This is a genomic window from Luteolibacter arcticus (genome assembly GCF_025950235.1).
In the GTDB taxonomy this organism is placed as follows: Bacteria; Verrucomicrobiota; Verrucomicrobiia; order Verrucomicrobiales; family Akkermansiaceae; genus Haloferula; species Haloferula arctica.
The window spans coordinates 568,376-589,201 of record NZ_JAPDDT010000003.1 but is presented as its reverse complement, the minus strand read 5'-3'; the positions used below and the strand labels follow the sequence as shown (position 1 = coordinate 589,201).

Genomic DNA, 20,826 nt, shown 5'->3' with positions numbered 1-20,826 from the left:
AACTCCTGCAACTCGCCAATTTGGCGGAAGTTTCGGGGGAGATCCCGGCACCAGCCATCCTGCGAACGGCCGCTACCGCTCGATCGTGAATCCCTTCACGCCTTCCAGCGGCGGGATGTTCTTCACGTGCATGCCCTTGATGTGGTGGGCCAGCGCGCTTTCCTCGGCGATCTCGTTGATGAAGGCCTCCACCTCCTCGCGCTCGCCCATCACGTCGAGCTCCACGGTGCCGTCGGGCAAATTCTTCACCGAGCCGCAGACTTCGAAGCCCTTGGCAATGTCCTTGGTGGTGTAGCGGAAGCCGACGCCTTGGACGCGGCCCTCGAAAATCACACGGCGGGCTATCACGGCGCGGAGGATGCGCTGTAGGTGGAGACCCCGTCGAGGAACATTTGAACGGCCACCAGGATCAGCAGCAGGCCCATCAGGCGTTCCAGCGCGCGCGTGCCCTTGGTGCCCAACAGCTTCAGGATCGCGGGCGAGAGCAGCAGGATCACCGCCGACACCAGCCAGGCTGCGCTGACCGCGAGCGCGATCGAACCGATCGCTTGCGGGTATTTCGACGCCGTCAGCAAAATGATCGCGATGCTCGACGGGCCGGCCATCAACGGCACGGCGAGCGGGACGATGAACGGCTCCTCGTCGCCCGTTTCTCCGAGCATCGAGCGGGTGGGGAAGACCATGCCGAGGGCGATCAGGAACAACAGGATGCCACCGGAGATGCTCAGCGTGGCCGGGCGCACTCCGAGGAATCCGAGGAGGTGTTTGCCGACGAACAGGAATCCTAACAGGATCGCCAGCGCGAACAGCAACTCGCGCAGCAGCACCGTGCGCCGCCGGTTTTCCGGGATCTTCGAGAGGACAGAGTGGAAAATCGCCGCGTTGCCGAAGGGATCGAGCACCAGAAACAGGGTGACGGCGAGGGCGAGCAGGTTCACGCGGCGATCTGAGACGGGGAACCGGTGCCTGCCAATCCCGGAGCCGCCCTGGCGACAGGAATTGTCCCGCTTCCTGCGGGAGGGTGACTGCGGAAATGCTTCGACAGGGGGCCGCGCAAATGGCACGGGAACTGGTGTTCTACCGTTCCAATTCCCCCCGAATTGAGTCTCTCCCTACAGAGTCGTCGCCGGTTTCTCGGCGGCGCGGGCAGTGCCGTGGCCTGTTGGCATCCGGTATGGCAGGCGTTGTGGTCGGCGGGAGTGGCGCGCGCCGCCGTGCCGCCGGACGCGGGCGAATACCGCGCGGTGGTCTGCCTGTTCCTTTCCGGTGGCAACGATAGCTTCAACCTGCTGGTCCCCCACAGCGGCCCATCGGCGACGCACGAGGACGCCTACGCGGAGTTTGCAGAGAGCCGCGGGGCGCTGGCGCTCGCAAAGGAGGCGCTGCTGCCAATCGAGCCGCGCAACCTGCCGGGACGCGGTTTTGGCGTGCACCCCGCGATGCCCCGGCTGGCGGAGATGTTTGCCCGCGGCCACGCCGCCTTCGTGGCCAATACCGGCACGCTGGTGGAGCCGCTTGCCGACAAGTCCGAGGTGGCGGGAAAGAAGCTGCCGATCGGGCTCCGGTCGCACGCCGTGCAGGCGGCACAGTGGCAGACCGCGGTGACTGATCAGGAATCCATCACCGGCTGGGCTGGACGCATCGGGGATCTGTTAGGCGGCGCGGGCTCGCCGGTTCCGGTTAATCTATCGATGGCTGGCAGTCCTGTTTTCCAGAACGGTGTCGGCCGCGGCGCGCTGGTGGTCGATCCGGTTGCGGGTGCGGTTCCTCTCAAGGGATACACGGCCGCGTACGATCCCGAGGACGAGCTGGCCAATGCGGCGAGTGATGCCCTCGACCAGATGCTCGCGCAGGCTCAGGGACATCATCTGAAGCAAGCGGTGCTGGAAGCTCGACGTGAGGCCCTCCGGTCGAATGCCGCCTACGCCGCCGCCGCTATCGGGCCGCTGCCGGGAGCGGTGAGTTTTCCCGATACCTCGCTGGGCCGCCAGCTCAGGCAGGTGGCGCTTGCGATCCAAGGTCGCGAAGCCCTCGGCACGCTGCGGCAGATCTTTTTCGTGCAGCTCGATGGCTTCGATCTTCACGCGGATGCGCTGGCAGGGCATGCCGCGCTGTTAGGCCAGGTCGATGCGGCGGTGGGTGCCTTCTGGGATCAACTGATCGCCATCGGCATCGCGAAGGGTGAACCGGTCGAAGGGCAGGTGACAATGTTCAGCGCTTCCGAGTTCGGCCGCACCTTGGCGGGAAATGGAAGCGGTTCGGATGACGGATGGGGCGGGAATCACTTTGTCGTCGGCGGCAGTGTGGACGGCGGGAAGATCTACGGCAGCTATCCGTCACTCGCACTCGATTCGCCGCTCGATCTCGGCCGCGGCTGCCTGATCCCGACAACAGGTTGCGATGATTACTTCGGCGAGTTCGCGCAGTGGCTCGGTGTCACGGTGGAAAGCTTGCCGCAGGTGCTACCGAATCTCGCGAACTACTTGCCGGAAGGCGGTAGCTTTACGCCGCTCGGCTTCCTCGGTCGCCCCGGCGTGCCCGTGAATACCCAGTCGCCGACTCTAACCGAAGTGGACGGAGTCGTCACGGCAACGCCCGGCGAATGGACCGGAGCTCCCGCCTCGATTGGCTATGTCTGGTACCTCAACGACGTGCTCGTCGAAGGTGCGACCGATCCGGTGTTCAACGTCCCGCTCGCTGCTGGCGATCGTGTGTTTGCGCGGATCAGTGCGACCAATGACATCGGCACCCGCACGATGAAGTCGCCGGTATTCACGATGCCGGGACCGGTCAGTCTGGCGCTGCATTGGACCGACCGCGCGGACAACGAAGCCGGCTTCGTCCTCGAATGGGGCAAGGACGGCACCACCTTTCCCAATATTTTCGAGATCGCCGCCGGTTCGAGTCATACAACGGTGACCTTTCCCCGGCCCGCGACCTATTTTGCACGGATCAAGGCCTATAACGCTGCCGGTGAAAGCGCGTATGGCAACATCCTAACCATCTCCGCCGAGGCATGATTGGAGACATCGTGGCTGTCCGCATTGCCCCCGAGGGTTGGTATGCGGAGTTCGAAATCGAGGGCTTCGCCATCGGTGCCGTCTATGACTTCGGCTTGGCCGAGAACACGACGCCGACGGAGCTCACGCCGTACTTCATCGTGGTCAGCGAAGGGTTCGATTCCGCCGGCCAGCCAGTGACGGTGACGCGCCAGATTTACGCCACGATCCAGCAGCGGAAAGCGCATCCGAATGACGAGCAAAACCAGGAAACCGTGGCCGGCGGCCGGTTGCGTTTCGAGGCGGTGCTGTCGGAGTTCATCTACGACGACGACAAGGCAGGCGGTCCCGGCACCTCCGGCACTGACCCCGTCTTCCATGCTCCGGCGGGCTGGGTCCGTAGTGCTGGAGTCCCATCCGCAGCCGTGATGGCGATGCCAGTGGAGAATCTCTCGACGTATGACTATCCGGTGCCAGTCGCGAACTGGACCCTGCCCGACTACGAGCGGCTGAAGGACTACTCCGTGACGGTGGCTGCCATTGGCTTCCACGCTTCGGGACGCGATCAACGGCCGTTGGCCTGCATGGAGTTCATCGCCACGGCGGGAGAGCACTCGGCTTCATCAATGGTCGGGGAGGCTGCGATTGATCCCACGCAGAACGATCCGCATCCGGTGATCGAGTATGTCGGGACCGTCGATCTAACAGGATTTCCGGATAACACGCGAGTCGCGCTGAACTTCCGAGCCTATCCCATCATCGGCGACCTGGATTCCGTCTATGATTCCACGGCGGGTTCGCCCACCGCGGCGGTGAATCACCACACCTTACCACAATCCTTCCTGCTCGATGTGGCAGGAGTCCGCGGCTACCCAGTGGCGGTGGTGGATCCGGTGACCGGCACGGTCGGTGGGGTGGTGTCTGACGAGGATACCGAGCTGGGCCGCGTTGCCGCGGCGGCGGCACCTTTCGCGACGCTGGCCCAAGCGATGCTTGCGCTCTCGGCCCATCTAACCGCCACCTGCGGACGGTCCGATCTTTCCGGAGCCACGGTCTATCTTGCATCCGGCACTCACCGGCTCATGGGCGGAAACCAGGCCGTGGACGTGCCGGTCCTTGATGGAGGATGCTGGCTGACGATCACGCCGCTGCCGGGAGCGACGCCGCTGCTGACCACTGACAGCGCGAGCAATTTCCTGGTGCCGGCGCATGCGATCAAGTTCCTGGGTTGCACGCTCGAGCGAAGCGCGAACAAGCCGTTCGCCGCGGGCAATGACGGTCTTCTGCTCACCCAGGACTGCGTGATCCGCGATACCCGGGCGAGCACCAGCACGGATGGCATCTTCGACGATGCGGGATGGGCTTGGCACCTACGCTCGACGTTCCGGCGCGTGCAGGTGGAGACCGCGTCGTTCCGCGGCTGCTCCTTTCCCGAGGGAAACCAGATCGGCCGCCGGAGGTTTATCGTCGGCTGCGATTGGGTGCCCTATGGAGATCCGCCGAAGCTGTTTGCGTCCTCTTCCAATGCAACCAACACTTCCGATGGGATGGTGATGGCCTACAACGCCTTTTGGAAATGCAACGAAGGCGCAGCCGAGTATCCTGGCGTAGGGGAGGGAGACTTCCAGCAAGGATGCGCCGTGGTGCAGAATCTCTTCGAGCAAGCGGCGGGAGACGGCAATCGCTTGATCCGCTTTGCGGCGGACGGCGACCACTGCTCCACCCGGAATTGCATCATCGCGCACAACACCGTCGTCGGCGAGTTGTGCAATGTTTTCTACAATGATGAAAGGGGGCCGCGCCACCTGCACCTCGGCCACATGCTGGTTTTGAACGCAACCCGCTCGCTAGGCAGCAAGACCGATACCTTCGCGGGCGACTCCCGCTGCACCGGGAATTGGCCGGTTTACAACGGCTGCGGCTTGATCGGCAACCGGGTGCAGGGCGGCAACTTTCCGACCCGCTTCCGCGGCCTCCACAGCATCGCCGGGGAAGGGGATCCGGGTGATGCCACCTTCATCCAGCCGGGATTCATCAACGACGCCTCCGGCTCCGGCTCCGAGCTGGGCTTCGGAAACTACCGCCCCGCGCCGGGATCGCTGCTCGTTGCGGTGCCGGGACCGCAGATGCTGCGCTGGGACCTCGATGGCAACGAGCGTGCCGTCCTCGATGCCTGCGGTGCCTACCGCTACGACCCGAACGTCGCGCCGCCTGCCACACCGGCCCTCCTGCGTCTCACGGCGGGGTTTGAGCTGTTGGCCGAAGACTTCGAGGGCACCGGTGAGCCCGCCGGCTGGACCCATGACTCCAGTGGCTACCAGTATGATCACATCGCCACGCCATTGCGAGGCGCGCAGTCCTTGCTCCTCACCGGTGGCTCCGGTTCGGATACGGTGCGCGGGGTTTACACGCCGGTGCTGGCTGACTTCCCCAATCATGGGAGTGTGTGGTTTGCGTACTTCATCCTCAAGGTGGTGACCATGCCTTCGGGTGGCGTGTGTCCGTTCTTCGAGATCCGGCGCAAGCTCGATGATGCCGTGCAGCACCGTCTGCAGGTCGGCACCGATGGCCGGATCACCGCGCACAGTGCGCTCGCGACCGGGTCGACGGACTTCTATCAACTGTCCGCGGGAGTCGAGACGCACCTGTGGCTCCGGCGAAATGAAGACGGCTCGCTTTCCTGCCGCGCTGCCGCGAATGGCACCCGGCCGGAAGAGGTGATCTTTTCCGCTCCTCCGGCGCTGCGCGGGAAGGCGGCACGCGTTCGCTTCGGTGCGTCCCGCGGGATGCACCTCCTGGTGGACTACTTGCGGATCCGCACCGGGGAGATCGGCAGTGATCCGGTTTGATGTGCTGCTGCCTACGGGTTTGTAAAACGGGCGGGCAGTTCCAGATCCCGCCGCTTTCCGTGACGTGGTGGGATCCGGTGGCGAAGGAACTCCAGAAACTCGAATTCAAGGCCCATGTCTTCGAAGTGCCGGTGCCTCCGCCTCCGCCGTTGACGCCCGGGATGTGGCTGAAGCGGGCATGGCGCGAACACGGCTGGCAGGTGACTGGCGGAGTCGCCGGTCTCGTGTTGGTCTCCCTTGCACTCCACGTCTTCAAGGCGAGGGTGACTTGTTTTCTCAAGCGTCTGTTGCCACGACGCCTGCCTTCCCTGAATCCCTGACATCCCGGCTGGTCCGATGATTCCGGCGTTTCCTTTCCCGGCTCCCCCCAATCCACGAACCAAGCAACTACCATGAAAACAACCATTCAGCGCCTTGCCTTTGGCGCTTTCACCACCGTGTCCGCACTGTGCCTCAGCAACTGTGCCCACGAACCCGTCACCCAGGCCAATGCTGCTAACGCCAGCGCCAGCCAGATCTCCCGCGACTCACGCGCGGCTCTCAACAGCCTCTATTCGAAGGATGCCAATGCCCGCCGGCTCGGCCGCAACGCCGCTGGCGTGCTGGTGTTTCCGAAGATCCTCAAAGGCGGCTTCATCGTCGGCGTTGAGGGTGGCAATGGGGCTCTGATCCAGGGCGGAAACGTCACGCGCTATTACCAGACCGCCGGTGCCTCCTATGGCTTGCAAGCAGGGGCCCAGGAGTTCGGCTATGCGCTGTTCTTCATGAACCGTTCCGAATTGGCAAAACTCGACCAAGCCGGCGGCTGGGACGTCGGAAGCAGCCCGAGCGTCGTGGTTCTCGACCGGGGAAAGGCCACCGAGATGAGCACTGCTACCGGAGGCAAAAGCTATGCCTATTTCTTCGACCAAAAGGGCCTCATGGCAGGATTGGGCCTGAAGGGGTCGAAGATCACCCGCATCCACCCCGGTCACTAGCTGTCCGGAAGCCGATTCGCACTGCATCCGGGTCCCGCGGGAGGAACTTCCTCCCACCGGGTCCGGGCGGGGAGCTTTCCGCGCGAGCTGCCCTGAAAATAAGGGCAGATTTTCGCGCCGAATGCGGTTGCCGGGGAGGCTGGGATTTCCGATTTCGCGGGGAATGAAGAAGTCTCTGCTGCTCGCGCTGTTCCTGCCGTTGTCCGCATTTGCCCAACTAAGCGGGCCGATGGTTCCGGTGACCTCGGTCCCGATGTCCGAGGCGGCGAAGGCGGCATTCGAGGAGATCGATGCCGCGCACCGCGAGCTCGGCCCGCAGCCTGCCGGTTTCTTCGATGGCAAGTCGCGCACCGTGCTGCTGATGATGCGCCAGGCGTCACAGAAGAAGCTGCGCGAGGCCGCGCTGAAGTTTTACACGGAGCATCCGGAGGATCCGATGCGTTGGGCGGCGGTGCTGCGGCTGTGCATGATCCGGGGCGAGTTCATCACCGGAGTGAAGGAAGGGTATGAGACCGCGGCTCCGGCGCAGGCGAGGGACCTTATGATCGTGGACGAGGAAGCGAAGGCTGCGGCGGAAAAGAAGCTCGCCGAGCTGGAAGCCGCGATGGCCACCGCCACCGACGTGCCGTGGGAGGTGGGCGAAAGGAAGATGTCGCTGGATGTCTCGCAGCGTATTTCCAACGCGCTCCGTGACGGCAAGGGCGGCGATCCCGCGCTTCTCGAGTCGGCCGATGCCTTGGCAGCCAAGTTTCCGAAGGGCAGGCTGGCATTGCAGTCCTACCTTTCCCTGCTGAAGGCGAGCGGGATCCAGGGCACTGCCAAGGAGGCTGAGTTTTGGCAAAAGCTCGCGGCCAGCCCGAACGAAGCCGTTCGCTCCCGGGCGACGGGGGAACTGGCGAAAGTGAAGGCACAGGACGAGCCGGTGGAGCTGAAGTTCACCGCCGTCGATGGGCGCGAGGTCGATCTGGCCGCGCTGCGCGGGAAGGTCGTGCTGCTTGACTTCTGGGCCACCTGGTGCGGCCCCTGCGTGGCAGAGATCCCAAATGTGAAGAAGGCCTACGACACGTGGCACGGCAAGGGCTTCGAGGTCATCGGCGTCTCGCTCGACAAGCCGGATGCGAAGGAAAAGCTGCTCGCCTTCGTGAAGAAGAACGAACTACCATGGCCGCAGTACTTCCACGGTGGCGAAGGTCCGAATCCGCTGAGCGGCAAGTTTGCGGTGACGTCGATTCCCGCGATGTTCCTGTTGGACAAGGAAGGCAAGCTTATCACGACCAATGCACGCGGCGAGCGGCTGGAAGTGGAGTTGGAGAAGCTCTTGGGGGAGGAGAAGAAGTAACCGGGCCGCGGCAGGCAGATTCGTGGGGATAAATCCGCCGGAACCTGCTCGACAGGTTTCCGGGCGGTCTCTATTTCGATTGGTGCCTGTAAGGAGCCATCCAGCCGCTGACGGTTCCAGAGGCCATCGCTCTCGCCATCCCGGGCTTCGAACTCTTTTCCAACAATAGCCCTACCGTGAGTGCCGAATTGATTGATGCCTTCGACGGCATCGTTACCGTCGAAGTGATTGGCAAACTGTCCCCGGGCGAGCTTGCCGATGTCCACCGCCAAGGGGCTGCGACCCTTTCCAATCGAATACTTTTCCTCCAGCCAGGAGGTTGAGGCCCGGTCGTGGCTGAAAGCTTGAACTCACTCCTGTTAGTCCCTCTCTATCGAACCCTCTATTCTATCCTCCTATCCAAGATGAAATCCCCATGGATGCTCCTCGCCCTGACCACCGCGTTGCATGCCGGTGAACCTGTCGCTCCGCCAGCCCAGACCTATACCTCGCATGAGGTTTCGTCCGGTTGGGAGTTTTCCCTCGCGCTCTATGCACCGCTGATGGGCTTGGAGGGCGACATCGGTGTCGCCGGTTTCGCCCCGAACCATGTCGACATTCCTTTCGATGATATCCTGGACAATCTCGACGGCGGCCTGAGCGGTGCGTTCGAAGCGAGGAAGGACCGCTGGTCGATCACCGCGGATGCGATCTGGCTGAAGATCTCGGCTTCGGCGAATCCGATCGCAGACTCGTACCTTCGTGTCTCCCAAGAGCAGATCATGGCTTCGCTCTCGGTGGGCTATGAGATCTACGGGGATGAGAGCACGACGATCGATCTGCTGGCCGGCGCGGCCTTGAATAGCCTCGACGTGGACATGGATCTGTTCACGCCGAATCTGCCGGTCACCACCCGGTCCGGTTCGGGGTCGCAGGAGTGGATCGATCCCTTCGTTGGCTTGCGCATCCGTCAGCAACTGGGCGACCGCTGGAGCATCTACGCGTCCGGAGTTTATGGGGGCTTCGATGTTTCGTCGGACGAATACTGGCAGGTGCTTGGCGGGATCGGCTATCGGCTTACCGAGAACACGACCATTGCACTGGCCTACCGCATCATCGCGGTGGACTATCAGCAGGGTGGCTTCGTTTATGACACCGAGACCAGCGGACCGAACATCGGTCTGATCATCCGATTTTAGGTGCTTGCCGGAGCGGAATTGGGGTGATCATGGGCCGCGGCAGAGGCGTGGGATTCCCGCTACAACGGGTGACTTCAGCCTCTAGTCCGCCGCCCCTGCCGGGGCGGGTGAGCTTCTGACCCTCATCCGGTGGCTTACGCCACCGGCTAATTTCCGAAGTCCCTCCGGGACCCGTTGATCGGCTGCAGCACGCGCGGATGGGTTCACGTCACCGGCTGAGTTGCGAAGTCGCTCCAGAACGGGAGCCTCAGCTAGATTTTCAGAAAATTCCCTGGGGGGGCGGCCCCGCGGCGGGGGAGTTGCATCTTTCCCCGCCGTGGGTGTCGGAAACGTGATGGCAGGCGTGCCGGGGAGCCGTCACGCTGGCGAGGATGACCCTGAAACCCATTTCCCTCCTGCTGTTTTCGGCCGCCCTTGCCGCGGCGGAGTCGTTTCCCGTCACGATCACCGTGGATGCCGCGCGGCCGGGCAAGGACCTGAAGCCGATCTGGCGGTTCTTCGGCGCGGACGAGCCGAACTACGCCTACATGAAGAACGGCGACGAGTTGTTGGGTCATCTCGGGTCGCTGAAGCCGAAGGAGGTGTTCTTCCGCGCCCACAGCCTGTTGGTCACCGGCGATGGCACGCCCGCGCTGAAGTGGGGCTCTACGAATGCCTACACCGAGGATGCCGAGGGCAAGCCGGTGTATGACTGGACCATCGTCGACAAGATCTTCGACACCTACTTGAAGAACGGCGTCCGGCCGTACGTGCAGATCGGCTTCATGCCGCAGGCGTTGTCGGTGAAGCCTGAGCCCTATCGCCACCATTGGACCCCGGCGGCGAAGTACGACGACATCTACACCGGCTGGGCCCATCCGCCGAAGGACTGGGCGAAGTGGGAAGAGCTCGTCTATCAATGGGCGAAGCACTCGCTGGAGAAGTACGGCAAGGACGAGGTGCTCAAGTGGTACTGGCAGACGTGGAACGAGCCGAACATTGGCTACTGGCGCGGCTCGCGTGAGGAGTTCTTCAAGCTCCACGACCACGCCATCCGCGGCGTGCGACGTGCCATCCCGGAGGCGAAGGTCGGCGGTCCCGATCTTGCCGGCGGTGCAGGCGGGGATTTCCTGAAGAGCTTCATTGAGCACTGCATCAAGGGAAAGAACACTGCCACTGGCAAAACCGGCACGCCGACCGACTTCCTTTCCTTCCACGCGAAAGGTCAGCCGCGCCACATCGATGGGCGTGTGCAGATGGGCATCGCGAACCAGCTCCGCGACATCGATGGGGCCTTCGCCGTGATCGCCCGCTATCCGGAGATGAAGGACACGCCGATCGTCATCGGTGAATCCGACCCGGAAGGCTGCGCCGCCTGCCAAGGGCCATCGCTCGCCTATCGCAATGGCACCATGTATTCCAGCTACACCGCGGCTAGCTTTCCGCGGAAGTTGGATCTCGCCGACAAGCATGGCGTGAATCTGGAAGGCGCGCTCACCTGGGCATTCGAGTTCGAAGACCAGCCGTACTTCGCGGGCTTCCGCTCGCTGGCCACCAATGGCGTCGACAAGCCGGTGCTCAATGTCTTCCGCATGTTCGCCAGGATGGACGGCTTCCGTCTTCCCGTGAGCAGCGATCACGCGGTGTCCTTGCCCGATTTGTTGCGCTCTGGTGTCCGCGGAAAGCCGGATGTGTCAGCGCTGGCTGCGATGGAGGGCAAGAAGATCACCGTGATGGCGTGGCACTATCACGATGACGACCTGCGCGGCCCGGATGCCGAGGTCCGCATCGATCTGTTAGGTGCGCCGAAGGGGGTGCCGAAGGTGAAGCGCTATCTCATCGACGAGACCCATTCGAACTCCTTCACGGCGTGGCAGGCGATGGGCTCGCCGCAGCAACCGACGGCGGAGCAGCTCGCGACATTGGAACAGTCCTGCAAGCTGGCCGAAGTCACTGAGGCTCCGCGTTTCATCGAGGAGGAGAAGCTTTCCGCCGTGATGCTGACCCTGCCGCGTCAGGGCGTGAGCTTGCTGGAGTTGGAGTGGTAGGGCGGCGCGGGCGGGAAATGCCCTTGTCTCTTTCGGTGCCCGTGCCTTCATCTTCGGTCGTGCCCGCGAGATCCCAGCGCACCAGCGGCTCGGTCGCCATGGATGACTACCTCGAGCAGATCCTGCATCTGATCGAGTCGAAGGGCTATGCTCGCGCGATCGACATTTCGAAGAACCTGGGGATTTCCCAAGCCAGCGTGACGAACATGCTGCGCAAGCTGGACAGCGAGGGACTAGTCAAACACGAGAAATACCGCGGCACCGTCCTCACCGAGGAAGGGCACCGGATCGCCAAGGCGATCATCGAGCGTCACGAGACGCTGACGCGTTTCCTCCGGCTGTTCGGGATCGACGAGGAAACGATCTACCGGGATGTGGAAGGCATGGAACACCATGTCTCCCGGCCGACACTGGCGGTCATCCGCGCCATGGCCGACCTTTTGGAGTCGCGGCCCGGCCTGCTGGAAGAGGCCCGGGCGAAAAGCAGCGATCTCCGCGGCTGAGAAAAAAGGCGGGCTGGATTAGATCCAGACTTCGTGGCGGGCGAAGGGCCAGGCGGCTTGGAAGCAGGCGCTGCCGCCGGACTTTTCAAAGCGGCTGTCGCTGGCGCCGGAAACGAGGGCGACTGCGCGGGGCTTTTCAAAGGGGCGCATGAACGTGACGGGCTTGGGGGTGCCGGCCGAAGGAGGAGCGGAACGGAGAGCGGCGATGGCCAACTGGGTGATCTTTTCCTGGGTGCTCATGGGGAAGGGCAGGGTGTGTGGTTTTGGTGGTGTGTGTGTCCCGAGGGACATGAGCACTTTGCCAAATTTCGCAGATCCTAACATTCCGTAATCGCGTGGGGTCAAGGAACCCGGCAGAATAGCCGGATTCTCCTTGGGAAACGGTGCCCCGCCATCGGGAAAACCGGTGGCGGGGCGGGCCGGAGGGCCGGATTCAGATCCGGAGCTCGCGCCGTGGGGACGGCAGATCGCCGGATTCCAGTACCAGTCGCTGGCGACGCGACGGCCGGGTGCGCGGACAAATCGTTGCGGGACGTCGGGCGGCCAAACCGGGAATACAAGGTGCCACGGGGCCTGAGCGCAGTACGGCAAGCGCCGTCCGCTCGATCTTCTCTTCGAGGGTCATGTTTTGGGGGGATTTGGGGGGATGTCGCGGCGATGGGGGAATCGCCGTTGGACAAGGGCCATCCTGCCCGGAACTGGCGGCCCCGCCATACCGCCATCGCGGGGGATCAGCGGTCGGATTCGCTGACGATCTCGGCCATCATCTGGCGCGCTTCGTCGGACTCGGACCACGCGGGCAGGGACAGCAGGTCGGCGGCCTCGTGAAAGGAGGCGACTTCTGCCGGGTCTTCCAGGCGGCTCGCGGCGTCCCGCAGGAAAGGGATTGCATCGCTCTCACCGAGCATCACCAGCCCGTCGCGGGCGGCTTGGCGGATCTGCGGATCGGCATCCAGCAGCCACGGGCGGATCACCTTTACCGCGCCCGGCTCATAGGTGATCGCGGCTGCCTCAATCTCTTCGCACGCCGTGGCCAGTCGTGCCGTGTCCGCTGGGGCGGCTGCTGCCGTGCGGGCACGGGTTTCGCGTGGGGCCGGTTTTACGGCTGGCTGCGGGTGCTTGCGTGCCGGTGCCTCCGGAGCAGCGGGGGATGGCGTGGCCGGGCCGGACGAGGTGAAAGCGACGAAGGCGGTCCAGAGGGCCAGGCCGGCGATGATCAGGTAGTTCTTCATGGCAGTGGAGGAGAAAGGAGGTCCCCGCCGGGAGTGCCGGCGGGGACGGGGGCTAGGGATCGGAAACGAACGAATCAGGGTGCCGGCGGGGTCGGCAGCAGTACGGACAGGTCGGCGGGCTTGGATTTCGTCACGCGGTAGCTGCCGGTCACAATGCCGACGCCGGTAACGCTCTTGCCGGTGACGTTGTAGTTCTCGGTGACGGTGACCACCGGTGTCGTGGTGGAGCCGGACTTGAAGTTGGCGGTTTTGACGGTCTGCGAGCCGAAGCCGGTGCTCGCGCCATTCTTCACGGTGAGATTGGCGTAGACGCGGCGGAAGAGCGTCGGCTTGGCCGTGCCGCCGGTCGGCGTGAATTCGCTGCCGGTGGTTGCCGTGCCTTGGGCCACGGGCTGGGTCAGCAGGGTGGCGGGCACTGCCACGGCGGCCTTGCCGGCCTTGGTAGCGTAGATGTTGCCCACGCCGGCCGGGTTTGCCAGGCGCTGGATTGTCCAGCCGGTCAGGGTGCCGTCGAGCAGGTTGGCCACGCGCATCGCTTCCAGGATGTCGCGGTTGATGTAGCGGACGGAGGCGATGGTGAAGTTCTTGCGGACCCCGCCTTGCACGGTGGTGGTGGTCGGCGGGTTTTCGGTAACGATGGTTGATTCAAACAGCACCGGCGAGATGCTGCCGGGCTTGGCGGTTTGGCCGTGAGCGGTGGCAAGACCGGCGATGGCGAGCAGCGGAAAAACAAACGGTTTCATGTGACGGATGACGTGTCGGTGGTGGGTGACCGCGAGGCCTGCTTTCGTCGTCGAGAGCGCTTGGCAACGCGGATTCACCTAGCAAGTCGGGCGAGCTGGGATTTCCTTGGAAAATACTCGGGGAATTTTTGCCGGGGCCTCAGGGCGTGTGTGTGGCGTGGAACCTTGCCGCCGGATTGGAATCCAAGTCGGGTTGACGCGGGGAGGTTGCAGCTCCTAGTTTCCGGCCTCTCATGAAACGCCGATCTGCCGTCGTCCGCCCCGGAGGTATCCTCCGCTGGTCAACCCTTGCCCTGCTCACGGGAGCAGGCCTCACCGGGTGTGATAGTGGCTACGTGGCCACCGCCAAGGACCAGCAGATGGCGGAGACCCAGAAGCGCATCGACGAGCTCGACGCCCAGAAGGCCAAGCTTGCGGCCGGCATGGTGCTGAACAATTTCCACCTCGAAGGCGTCGGCTACTACCATGCCGATGCCCGTGATTTCTTCCCCCACCCCTACGGCTTCGAGCAATCCGGCAAGTGGTTCGTCAACGGCATATGGCAGAATCGTCCGGGTCTCGGCATGGTCGCCGATAGCCGACCGACCCCGGAAGCGCTGAAGAAAGTCGAGGCTGCCCTTGAGAAGGAGCAGAAGCAGCTCGCCGGCCAGTCCGGCACCGCCCATGGCGGCGGATCCGGATTCGGCATGGGCAATGCCCTGCTGATGTATTGGATGCTTTCCGGCAACCGCGGCTTCTTTTCGCCCGGCAATGGTTTCCGCCAGGCGTCCAGCCAGGCACCGGGGTGGCAGGGCGGCGTGGAGAGCCAGCGCAGCGCCGTGGCCTCACACGCGGCTGCCAATCCCGGCTACCAGCGCATGGTCCAGCAGAGCCGCGCAAGCGGTGTGCCGGTCCGCGCCGGCCAATCGGTCCGTGGTGGTTTCGGCTCCAGCCGCAGCGGCGGCGGTGGTGGCAGCGGGTTCTCTTCCGGCAGCTAATGAAAGCCCCGATTCGCCTCGAATCCCGGCCGCCGCGGCCGGACTGGCAGCAACGCGTCGAGGATGCCGGCCTGCTTTGGCACGGTGCCGATGGCCAGCCGTACTGGACGGAGGACCAGAACCTGGTCTTCACCCTGGAGGCTGCGGAAGTCCTCGAGGATGCGGCGAATCAGCTCCACGCGCTTTGCCTCCATGCCTGCGAGGAAATCGTTCGCCGCGATTGGTTCAGTAGGCTCGCTATCCCGGACACCGCTGCCGGTCTGGTGCAGACCTCGTGGATGGCCGGGGATCGCGCGCTCTACGGCCGCTTCGACCTGGCATGGGATGGCACCAGCACGCCAAAGCTGCTCGAATACAACGCCGACACCCCGACGTCCTTGCTAGAGGCCGCGGTGATCCAGTGGCAGTGGCTGGAGGACGTGGCACCTGACAGTGACCAGCTCAATTCCATCCACGAGGCCTTGGTCGAGCGCTGGCAGCTCTTTCCCGAGGCGATGATCCACTTCGCCTGCACGTGGGATCACCTCGAGGACCGGCAGACCATTGCCTATCTGGCGGAGACTGCGGAGCAGGCGGGGAAGAGCGTCGAGCTGCTGGACATCGCTGAAATCGGCTTTTCGGAAGGTGGTCGCTTCACCGATGCAGCCGAGCGTCCCATCGAGCGCCTTTTCAAGCTGTACCCGTGGGAGTGGATGATGGAGGAGCCGTTCTTCGCGGAGATCGGCCAGGAGCGCCAGCGCTTCACCGAGCCGGCGTGGAAGATGATGCTTTCGAACAAGGGTATCCTTCCCATCCTCTGGGAGCTGAACCCCGGTCACCCGTTGCTACTACCCGCGTCGTACTCGCGCGACGGTCTTGGTGAGGTGGATCGCTGGGTGGAGAAGCCGTTCTTCGGCCGCGAGGGTAGCGGCGTGGTGCTGCGTTCGCGCGGACCCTTTCACTCCCCGCCTGCCATCGGCCCGACGGTCTATCAGCAGCACGCCGACCTTTTCCAAGCCGCCGGACGCCACGTCGTCTGGGGCCTGTGGATGATCGGCGACGAATGCCGCGGGCTTTCTGCCCGCGCCGACACCTCGCCGGTCACCGGCAACTTGAGCCGCTTCCTGCCGCATCGGATCGAGGGGTAGGGAGGGGCTTTCGTGCTTCCGGATCGAGCCCGTTTTGGTGTGATGCGGGGGCTGGTGGCCGCGCCGTTGGCGCTGAAATCCCGAGGCTTCTTTCGATTAGAAATACCGGTGTGCAATGTAAATGAAACTTCCATCCTTTGAGGCACGATCGATTCGACATGTCGGACAACACATCGGATAACACACCGGTTCCCCAAGTCCTTTCCCCCATTATGGAGACTCAAAAAAACTCCCCGTTGTGGCCATCGACCTGGCTGCAGTTCACCAGCTTCCTGATCATGCTTGCCGTGTGCTTGGGCGGGCTGGTTTATTACCTTCGATTCGCCAATGACCATGACAGGCGAGCGATCTCGATGCTGATTGCGACTCCCGATGGGAAGGAGCCTGGCTACACGGAAAACAGCTACAACCTGGGATTCTGGACCCCCGACGAGTTGACCGACGAGGACATGGCGAATTCAACCGATTCAAACTACGACTGGCAGAAAGGGAGTTCCGAAGACAAGAACCTCAAGTTTGAAGAGGTTTTGTTGAAGCGTTGTGGCGACCACATGTTGGGGTGGAGACGGCATCCAATTGTGGGATTGGGAGGAAGCCGGACGAGAAAGCATGGCCAGTGGTGGACCGTCACGCTGCACGACTCGATCACGCCTCAGGACTTTGCAGAGAAGTACAAGGAATTCTGGAAGCCGCGCTCGAAGGTCTACTTCGAGGTGGTGGGGCGGCCCCATCGCATGGAGCCTTTCAGCACATCGAGCGAGGGAGTGACCAAAGCCAAAGATGGGGACGCTGAGAAGAAGTGACTGGTTGATGGGGTCATGAGTTGATGTGTTGATGGCGGCCGTCCCCGCATCGAAGCATTCCCCCAGATTCCCCGAGACCTGCTGCGCGAAGTTTCCGAAAGAGAAGCGTCTTCAGTGGAAGTGGTAGAACGAGCTGCTTCAGCAGGTGCCGGAGAATGACGCCTGTCCGCAGGTCGGGTCGATTGGACGTGGTAGGTAAGGGGAGATCACCCGGTGCTGCCCCGCAGCAGGGCTGCTGGCTTCGAGCGGCAGCAGGGCTGCCGCAGTCCGGGTCTCCGACGACGGGGGCGGAGCGGAACGGGAGGCGGCACTGTTAGGTGATAGCCGCGGCAGTCTTTCCCCTCCGCCTCGCCCGCCAGAAGGGCAAGGCAAGCCATGGAACGGCAACCGCCAGCAGGAAGAGCCAATAGGGAACAAAGAGCGATCCATCCTTCACCGGTCGGTGCCTCATCGAGACCTCGAAACGCTCACGCTCACTGCGTGCCGCCTGCATGTCCGCCTGCCAGGCCAAGTACTCGGGCGGTCCGCTCACCGAGCCGTCATCGGCCACCTCGATGGGGCCTTGGGGCACTCCTGCGCCCCTCGCAAACAGCGCTGGCGGCAGGTATTGGTGAGAGAAATATGTAGGAGTCGCCTTGAAGCGGGTGCTGCGCCATTCGCCAAAGGACGCCGGAGGCGGCACGTAGTACACGGACACTCCCGAGCGGGAGCTATTCAGACGCCACGAGCTTTTGCTTACCGAAGAATTCCAGAAAACAGAGTCTCGCCACGCCCAACAGATGAACGCCATCACGAGGATGCCGGACCAGAAGGTGATGGAGCGGTGGAGGGCGAGCTTCACGTGGGCACCATGGGCGCTGCCGTGGAAATGAAAAGCCCGTCCCCTGTCGAGGGGCGGGCGGGTGCGGGGTGCAACCAATTTGAATGGTATCAGTCCTTGAAAATTGAATCTGTTAGGACGCCTCCAAAGCTTTCTTCAGCCTCCTGCTCGCTGGCACCACGGCTCGAATCTGACAACGGCAGGCAAGAATTCAGAATTCAAGGACTAACCCGAACAAATGCTGGATAGAAAAGCCGTTCTTCGGCCGCGAGGGCAGCGGCGTGGTCCTGCGTTCCCGCGGACCCTTCCATTCTCCGCCGCCCATCGGCCCGACGGTCTATCAGCAGCACGCCGACCTTTTCCAAGCCGCCGGACGCCACGTCGTCTGGGGTCTGTGGATGATCGGCGACGAGTGCCGTGGTCTTTCTGCCCGCGCGGATACCTCGCCGGTCACCGGGAACCTCAGCCGCTTCCTGCCGCACCGGATCGAGGGGTGATGCTCGGAGGTAGCGGGGCGACTTCGTCGTTCCGGCGGGGTGCGGACCTGATGGCCGGAAAGTGATCGATTCGCCGGGTCGGACCGCACCCCGCCGGAAGGACGAAGTCGCCCCGCTACACCCCGGAATCTGACATTTCTTGAAAGAATCCGTGTTATCCCTACGCTATGCACCGGTTATGAAAATTCTCCCAGGCATCCTCTCGTCGTTGGCCGTCCTTGCGGCCATGGTCCTCCCGGCATCCCACGCCGCAGAAAAGAAAGCCAAGTTCTCCGACTGGGACCTCGGCAAGGTCGTTTTCGGCGAAAAGGTCGGCAAGAAGGACGTGAAAGGCAAGGTGGTGGTGCTGGAATACTGGGGCGTGAAATGCCCGCCATGTGTCGCCTCGCTGCCTCACCTTGCGGAAATGGACCGCGAGAACCGCGACAAGGGTCTCGTGATCATCGGTGCCGAGTGCCAAGGGCACTCGAAGGATGAAATGAAGCCCCTTCTGGAAAAGGCCAAGGTCGATTACACCATTGTTGAAGGCGCGGAAGGCCCGATCGATGTGACCGGCATCCCACGCGTGTTTGTTTTCGGGACAGACGGGGAACTGGTGTTCGACGGACGCCCGTCCGGTGCCGAATTTGACAAGGCGGTGAAGGACGCCCTGGCCACCGCGGAGAAGAGTGGTGGGGAAGATGCGACCGCGGAGGTTGCCGGCAACCTGATCGAGCAACGCGCTTGGACGAATGCCTCTGGCGGCAGCATCCGCGCCGCGGTGAAGTCCGCCGACGACAAGACCGTGACCTTCGTGATGGCGAACGGGAAGAGCGTGGAATACGCGCTGGAGAAGCTCTCCGAGGAATCCCGCAAGACGATCGCCGAGGCCGTCGAGAAATCGAAGGCCACGCCCTGACCGGGAACCGGTGAGCCGAACCGGCCCCAATTTTTTCCAAGCGCCGCCGCGACCCGCTCGCCCGGCGCTTTTTCGTGCCGGTCGAACGGACTTTACGGAAATGGCGGGGCGGGTAGCTTTCCGACCAGACAGGCATGGACGAGAACACGCTGCGAATCGACACGCTGCAGGCCATCGAGTTGGCCGAAGGCGTGGAGGTGCGGCTGCGCATCGCAGGGCCCCTGCCGCGCGGGATCGCGCTGGGGATCGACATGCTCTTGCAGGGGGTGATCCTGACGATCGGGGCGGTGATTCTGATGTTTGCGGGGATCGGCATCGGCTTCCAGGTGGCGGTCGGGGTGTTCCTGCTGGCGTGGTTTTTCATGCGCTGGTGGTACCCGGTGTTTTTCGAGGCCTCGAAGCGCGGGGCCACGCCGGGCAAGCGGATGCTCGGGTTGCGGGTGGTGCAGACGTCCGGGGCGCCGATCACCTTCGGGCAATCGATTTTGAGGAATTTCCTGCGCTGGATCGATGAGATGCCGCTGTGGCCGGCGGTGTGGACCGGTGGCATGTATGTGCCCACGATGGCCTTCGGGCTGGCGGCCTGCATGGCGACGAAGCGCTTCCAGCGGCTGGGCGACCTCGCCGCGGGGACGGTGGTGATTTATGACCGGCTGCTGCCGGAGCCGGCGGTGCCCGCGCCGCCGCCCATGGAGGCGGCCCGCCCGGCGATGGCCCTGCGGCCGGAAGAAGTGCGCGCCGTGGTCGCCTTCCGCGAGCGGGCGGGACTGTGGTCGGAAGGTCGTCGCGCGGAGATCGCCGACCATGCGAAGGAATTGACGGGCGGCGACGGCCAGAAGGGCGTCTCGCGAATCATGGCGATTGCCCACTGGTTGCAGGAACGACGATGAGCCCGGGATCCTTTGAAGAACGCCGCGCCGCCGAGTGGGTGGAGCTGGACCGCCTGATCACCAGCGTGGAGAAGGGCAAGCCGGTGGAAGGCGTGGACGAGTTGCCGCGGCGCTTTCGCGAGGCCTGTTCGGACCTCGCGCTGGCCCGCCACCGGATGTATGCCGGGCACCTGATCGACCGGCTGAATGCGCTGGTGATCCGCGGCTACAAGCTGCTCTACCGGAGCCGCAAGCACGGCTGGCAGGCGGCGCTGAAATTCGCCGTGGCCGGTTTTCCGCAGACCATCCGGAGCGAGTGGCGGTTGTTCTGGCTGTGCAGCGCGCTGTTCTGGATCCCGTTCTTCGCGATGATGGCGTCGGCGTGGTTCGATATCGACTGGATCCGCTCCGCCATCGGCCAGGAAGGCATGGCCAGCATGGAGAGCATGTATGGCGGGAAGGAGGAGCAACTGAGTCACCTGCGAAAGGAGTTCGGCTCGAACTTCATGATGTTCGGCTTCTACATTCGCAACAACGTCGGCATCGACTTCCAGATCTTTGCCGGGGGCATCGCCGCCTGCGTGGGCACGATCTTTTTCCTGGTCTACAATGGCATCCACATCGGGGCCTCGGCGGGCTATGTCCACTACGCGTGCAATCCCGAGTCATTCTGGACCTTCGTGGCCGGGCACTCGTCGTATGAGCTGCTAGGCATGGTGGTGGCCGGCATGGCGGGCATGCGGCTGGGGCTCGGTGTCTTGAAGCCCGGCCGCCTGCCGCGTGCGCGGGCGATCGCGGAAGCGGGCCGGCGCGCCTTGCCGCTTCTGTTAGGCGCGGCGGTGATGACCGGCATTGCCGCGGTGGTCGAGGGCTTCTGGTCGGCGCAGGCGATCGACTCGAACGTGAAATACGCCGTCGGCATCGCGGGCTGGGTGGCGCATGTGGTGTATTTCCTGGCGCTGGGAAGGGGGACGCGTGCGGCTTGAGG

22 protein-coding genes are annotated in these 20,826 nt (G+C 63.6%); 16 read left to right on the top strand and 6 right to left on the bottom strand.

Annotated features, from left to right (window positions below; translation table 11 throughout):
- Window positions 1-72: 72 nt before the first annotated feature.
- The gene (locus tag OKA05_RS10645) at window positions 73-348 is read right to left on the bottom strand and encodes an acylphosphatase (protein ID WP_264487117.1); all 276 of its coding nucleotides are present in this window, start codon (window positions 346-348) and stop codon (window positions 73-75) included.
- Window positions 345-932 (bottom strand): MarC family protein, encoded by a 588-nt coding sequence (locus tag OKA05_RS10640; protein ID WP_343226960.1) that lies wholly within the window; start codon window positions 930-932, stop codon window positions 345-347. Before OKA05_RS10640 ends, OKA05_RS10645 begins: the two co-directional genes overlap by 4 nt.
- A 168-nt stretch (window positions 933-1,100) precedes the next feature.
- On the opposite strand from OKA05_RS10640, the gene OKA05_RS10635 reads away from it, so the two are divergent.
- The 9 genes from OKA05_RS10635 to mntR all read left to right on the top strand — a co-directional run bounded on the left by OKA05_RS10635 (window position 1,101) and on the right by mntR (window position 11,872).
- Window positions 1,101-3,020, top strand: coding sequence for a DUF1501 domain-containing protein (locus tag OKA05_RS10635; RefSeq protein ID WP_264487115.1), 1,920 nt, complete (start codon window positions 1,101-1,103; stop codon window positions 3,018-3,020).
- Window positions 3,017-5,848: a hypothetical protein gene (locus OKA05_RS10630; protein WP_264487114.1), complete on the top strand. Its 2,832-nt coding sequence runs from the start codon at window positions 3,017-3,019 to the stop codon at window positions 5,846-5,848. The genes OKA05_RS10635 and OKA05_RS10630 overlap by 4 nt, the downstream gene beginning before the upstream one ends.
- 59 nt (window positions 5,849-5,907) lie before the next feature.
- A complete protein-coding gene (locus tag OKA05_RS10625; protein ID WP_264487113.1) occupies window positions 5,908-6,168 on the top strand; it encodes a hypothetical protein in 261 nt (86 codons plus the stop codon).
- A 72-nt stretch (window positions 6,169-6,240) separates the two neighbouring features.
- The gene (locus OKA05_RS10620; RefSeq protein ID WP_264487112.1) at window positions 6,241-6,825 is read left to right on the top strand and encodes a lipid-binding SYLF domain-containing protein; all 585 of its coding nucleotides are present in this window, start codon (window positions 6,241-6,243) and stop codon (window positions 6,823-6,825) included.
- A 163-nt stretch (window positions 6,826-6,988) separates the two neighbouring features.
- Window positions 6,989-8,164 (top strand): TlpA family protein disulfide reductase, encoded by a 1,176-nt coding sequence (locus OKA05_RS10615; protein WP_264487111.1) that lies wholly within the window; start codon window positions 6,989-6,991, stop codon window positions 8,162-8,164.
- 176 nt (window positions 8,165-8,340) lie between these two features.
- Complete coding sequence (locus OKA05_RS10610; protein ID WP_264487110.1) at window positions 8,341-8,487, top strand: hypothetical protein; 147 nt, start codon at window positions 8,341-8,343, stop codon at window positions 8,485-8,487.
- 81 nt (window positions 8,488-8,568) lie between these two features.
- The gene (locus OKA05_RS10605) at window positions 8,569-9,342 is read left to right on the top strand and encodes a hypothetical protein (RefSeq protein WP_264487109.1); all 774 of its coding nucleotides are present in this window, start codon (window positions 8,569-8,571) and stop codon (window positions 9,340-9,342) included.
- Window positions 9,343-9,713: 371 nt separating this feature from the next.
- Window positions 9,714-11,369 (top strand): GH39 family glycosyl hydrolase, encoded by a 1,656-nt coding sequence (locus tag OKA05_RS10600; RefSeq protein WP_264487108.1) that lies wholly within the window; start codon window positions 9,714-9,716, stop codon window positions 11,367-11,369.
- Window positions 11,370-11,428: 59 nt separating this feature from the next.
- Window positions 11,429-11,872, top strand: a complete 444-nt coding sequence (gene mntR / locus OKA05_RS10595; protein WP_264487107.1) for a transcriptional regulator MntR — start codon at window positions 11,429-11,431, stop codon at window positions 11,870-11,872.
- Window positions 11,873-11,890: 18 nt separating this feature from the next.
- Here the strand turns inward: mntR and OKA05_RS10590 are convergent, their stop codons facing one another.
- The 3 genes from OKA05_RS10590 to OKA05_RS10580 form a co-directional block, all read right to left on the bottom strand.
- Window positions 11,891-12,112, bottom strand: coding sequence for a hypothetical protein (locus OKA05_RS10590; protein ID WP_264487106.1), 222 nt, complete (start codon window positions 12,110-12,112; stop codon window positions 11,891-11,893).
- A 491-nt stretch (window positions 12,113-12,603) separates the two neighbouring features.
- Window positions 12,604-13,104 (bottom strand): HEAT repeat domain-containing protein, encoded by a 501-nt coding sequence (locus OKA05_RS10585; protein ID WP_264487105.1) that lies wholly within the window; start codon window positions 13,102-13,104, stop codon window positions 12,604-12,606.
- 74 nt (window positions 13,105-13,178) lie between these two features.
- Window positions 13,179-13,847, bottom strand: a complete 669-nt coding sequence (locus OKA05_RS10580) for a hypothetical protein (protein ID WP_264487104.1) — start codon at window positions 13,845-13,847, stop codon at window positions 13,179-13,181.
- 233 nt (window positions 13,848-14,080) lie between these two features.
- On the opposite strand from OKA05_RS10580, the gene OKA05_RS10575 reads away from it, so the two are divergent.
- From OKA05_RS10575 to OKA05_RS10565, 3 genes are all read left to right on the top strand, one after another.
- Window positions 14,081-14,824, top strand: a complete 744-nt coding sequence (locus tag OKA05_RS10575; RefSeq protein WP_264487103.1) for a hypothetical protein — start codon at window positions 14,081-14,083, stop codon at window positions 14,822-14,824.
- On the top strand, window positions 14,824-15,951 hold the full coding sequence (locus OKA05_RS10570) for a glutathionylspermidine synthase family protein (RefSeq protein ID WP_264487102.1): 1,128 nt from the start codon (window positions 14,824-14,826) through the stop codon (window positions 15,949-15,951). Before OKA05_RS10575 ends, OKA05_RS10570 begins: the two co-directional genes overlap by 1 nt.
- A gap of 158 nt (window positions 15,952-16,109) precedes the next feature.
- Window positions 16,110-16,754, top strand: coding sequence for a hypothetical protein (locus OKA05_RS10565; RefSeq protein ID WP_264487101.1), 645 nt, complete (start codon window positions 16,110-16,112; stop codon window positions 16,752-16,754).
- Between the two features lie 313 nt (window positions 16,755-17,067).
- Here OKA05_RS10565 and OKA05_RS10560 read toward each other — a convergent pair whose 3' ends face one another.
- Complete coding sequence (locus OKA05_RS10560) at window positions 17,068-17,595, bottom strand: hypothetical protein (RefSeq protein ID WP_264487100.1); 528 nt, start codon at window positions 17,593-17,595, stop codon at window positions 17,068-17,070.
- A 188-nt stretch (window positions 17,596-17,783) separates the two neighbouring features.
- Between OKA05_RS10560 and OKA05_RS10555 the strand changes: the two genes are divergently transcribed.
- The 4 genes from OKA05_RS10555 (at window position 17,784) to OKA05_RS10540 (ending at window position 20,824) form a co-directional block, all read left to right on the top strand.
- Window positions 17,784-18,071, top strand: coding sequence for a glutathionylspermidine synthase family protein (locus tag OKA05_RS10555; RefSeq protein ID WP_264487179.1), 288 nt, complete (start codon window positions 17,784-17,786; stop codon window positions 18,069-18,071).
- Between the two features lie 178 nt (window positions 18,072-18,249).
- Complete coding sequence (locus tag OKA05_RS10550; RefSeq protein ID WP_264487099.1) at window positions 18,250-18,969, top strand: TlpA family protein disulfide reductase; 720 nt, start codon at window positions 18,250-18,252, stop codon at window positions 18,967-18,969.
- Between the two features lie 134 nt (window positions 18,970-19,103).
- Window positions 19,104-19,859, top strand: coding sequence for an RDD family protein (locus OKA05_RS10545; protein ID WP_264487098.1), 756 nt, complete (start codon window positions 19,104-19,106; stop codon window positions 19,857-19,859).
- Window positions 19,856-20,824, top strand: coding sequence for a stage II sporulation protein M (locus OKA05_RS10540; protein ID WP_264487097.1), 969 nt, complete (start codon window positions 19,856-19,858; stop codon window positions 20,822-20,824). The genes OKA05_RS10545 and OKA05_RS10540 overlap by 4 nt, the downstream gene beginning before the upstream one ends.
- The last annotated feature ends 2 nt before the right edge of the window (window positions 20,825-20,826 follow it).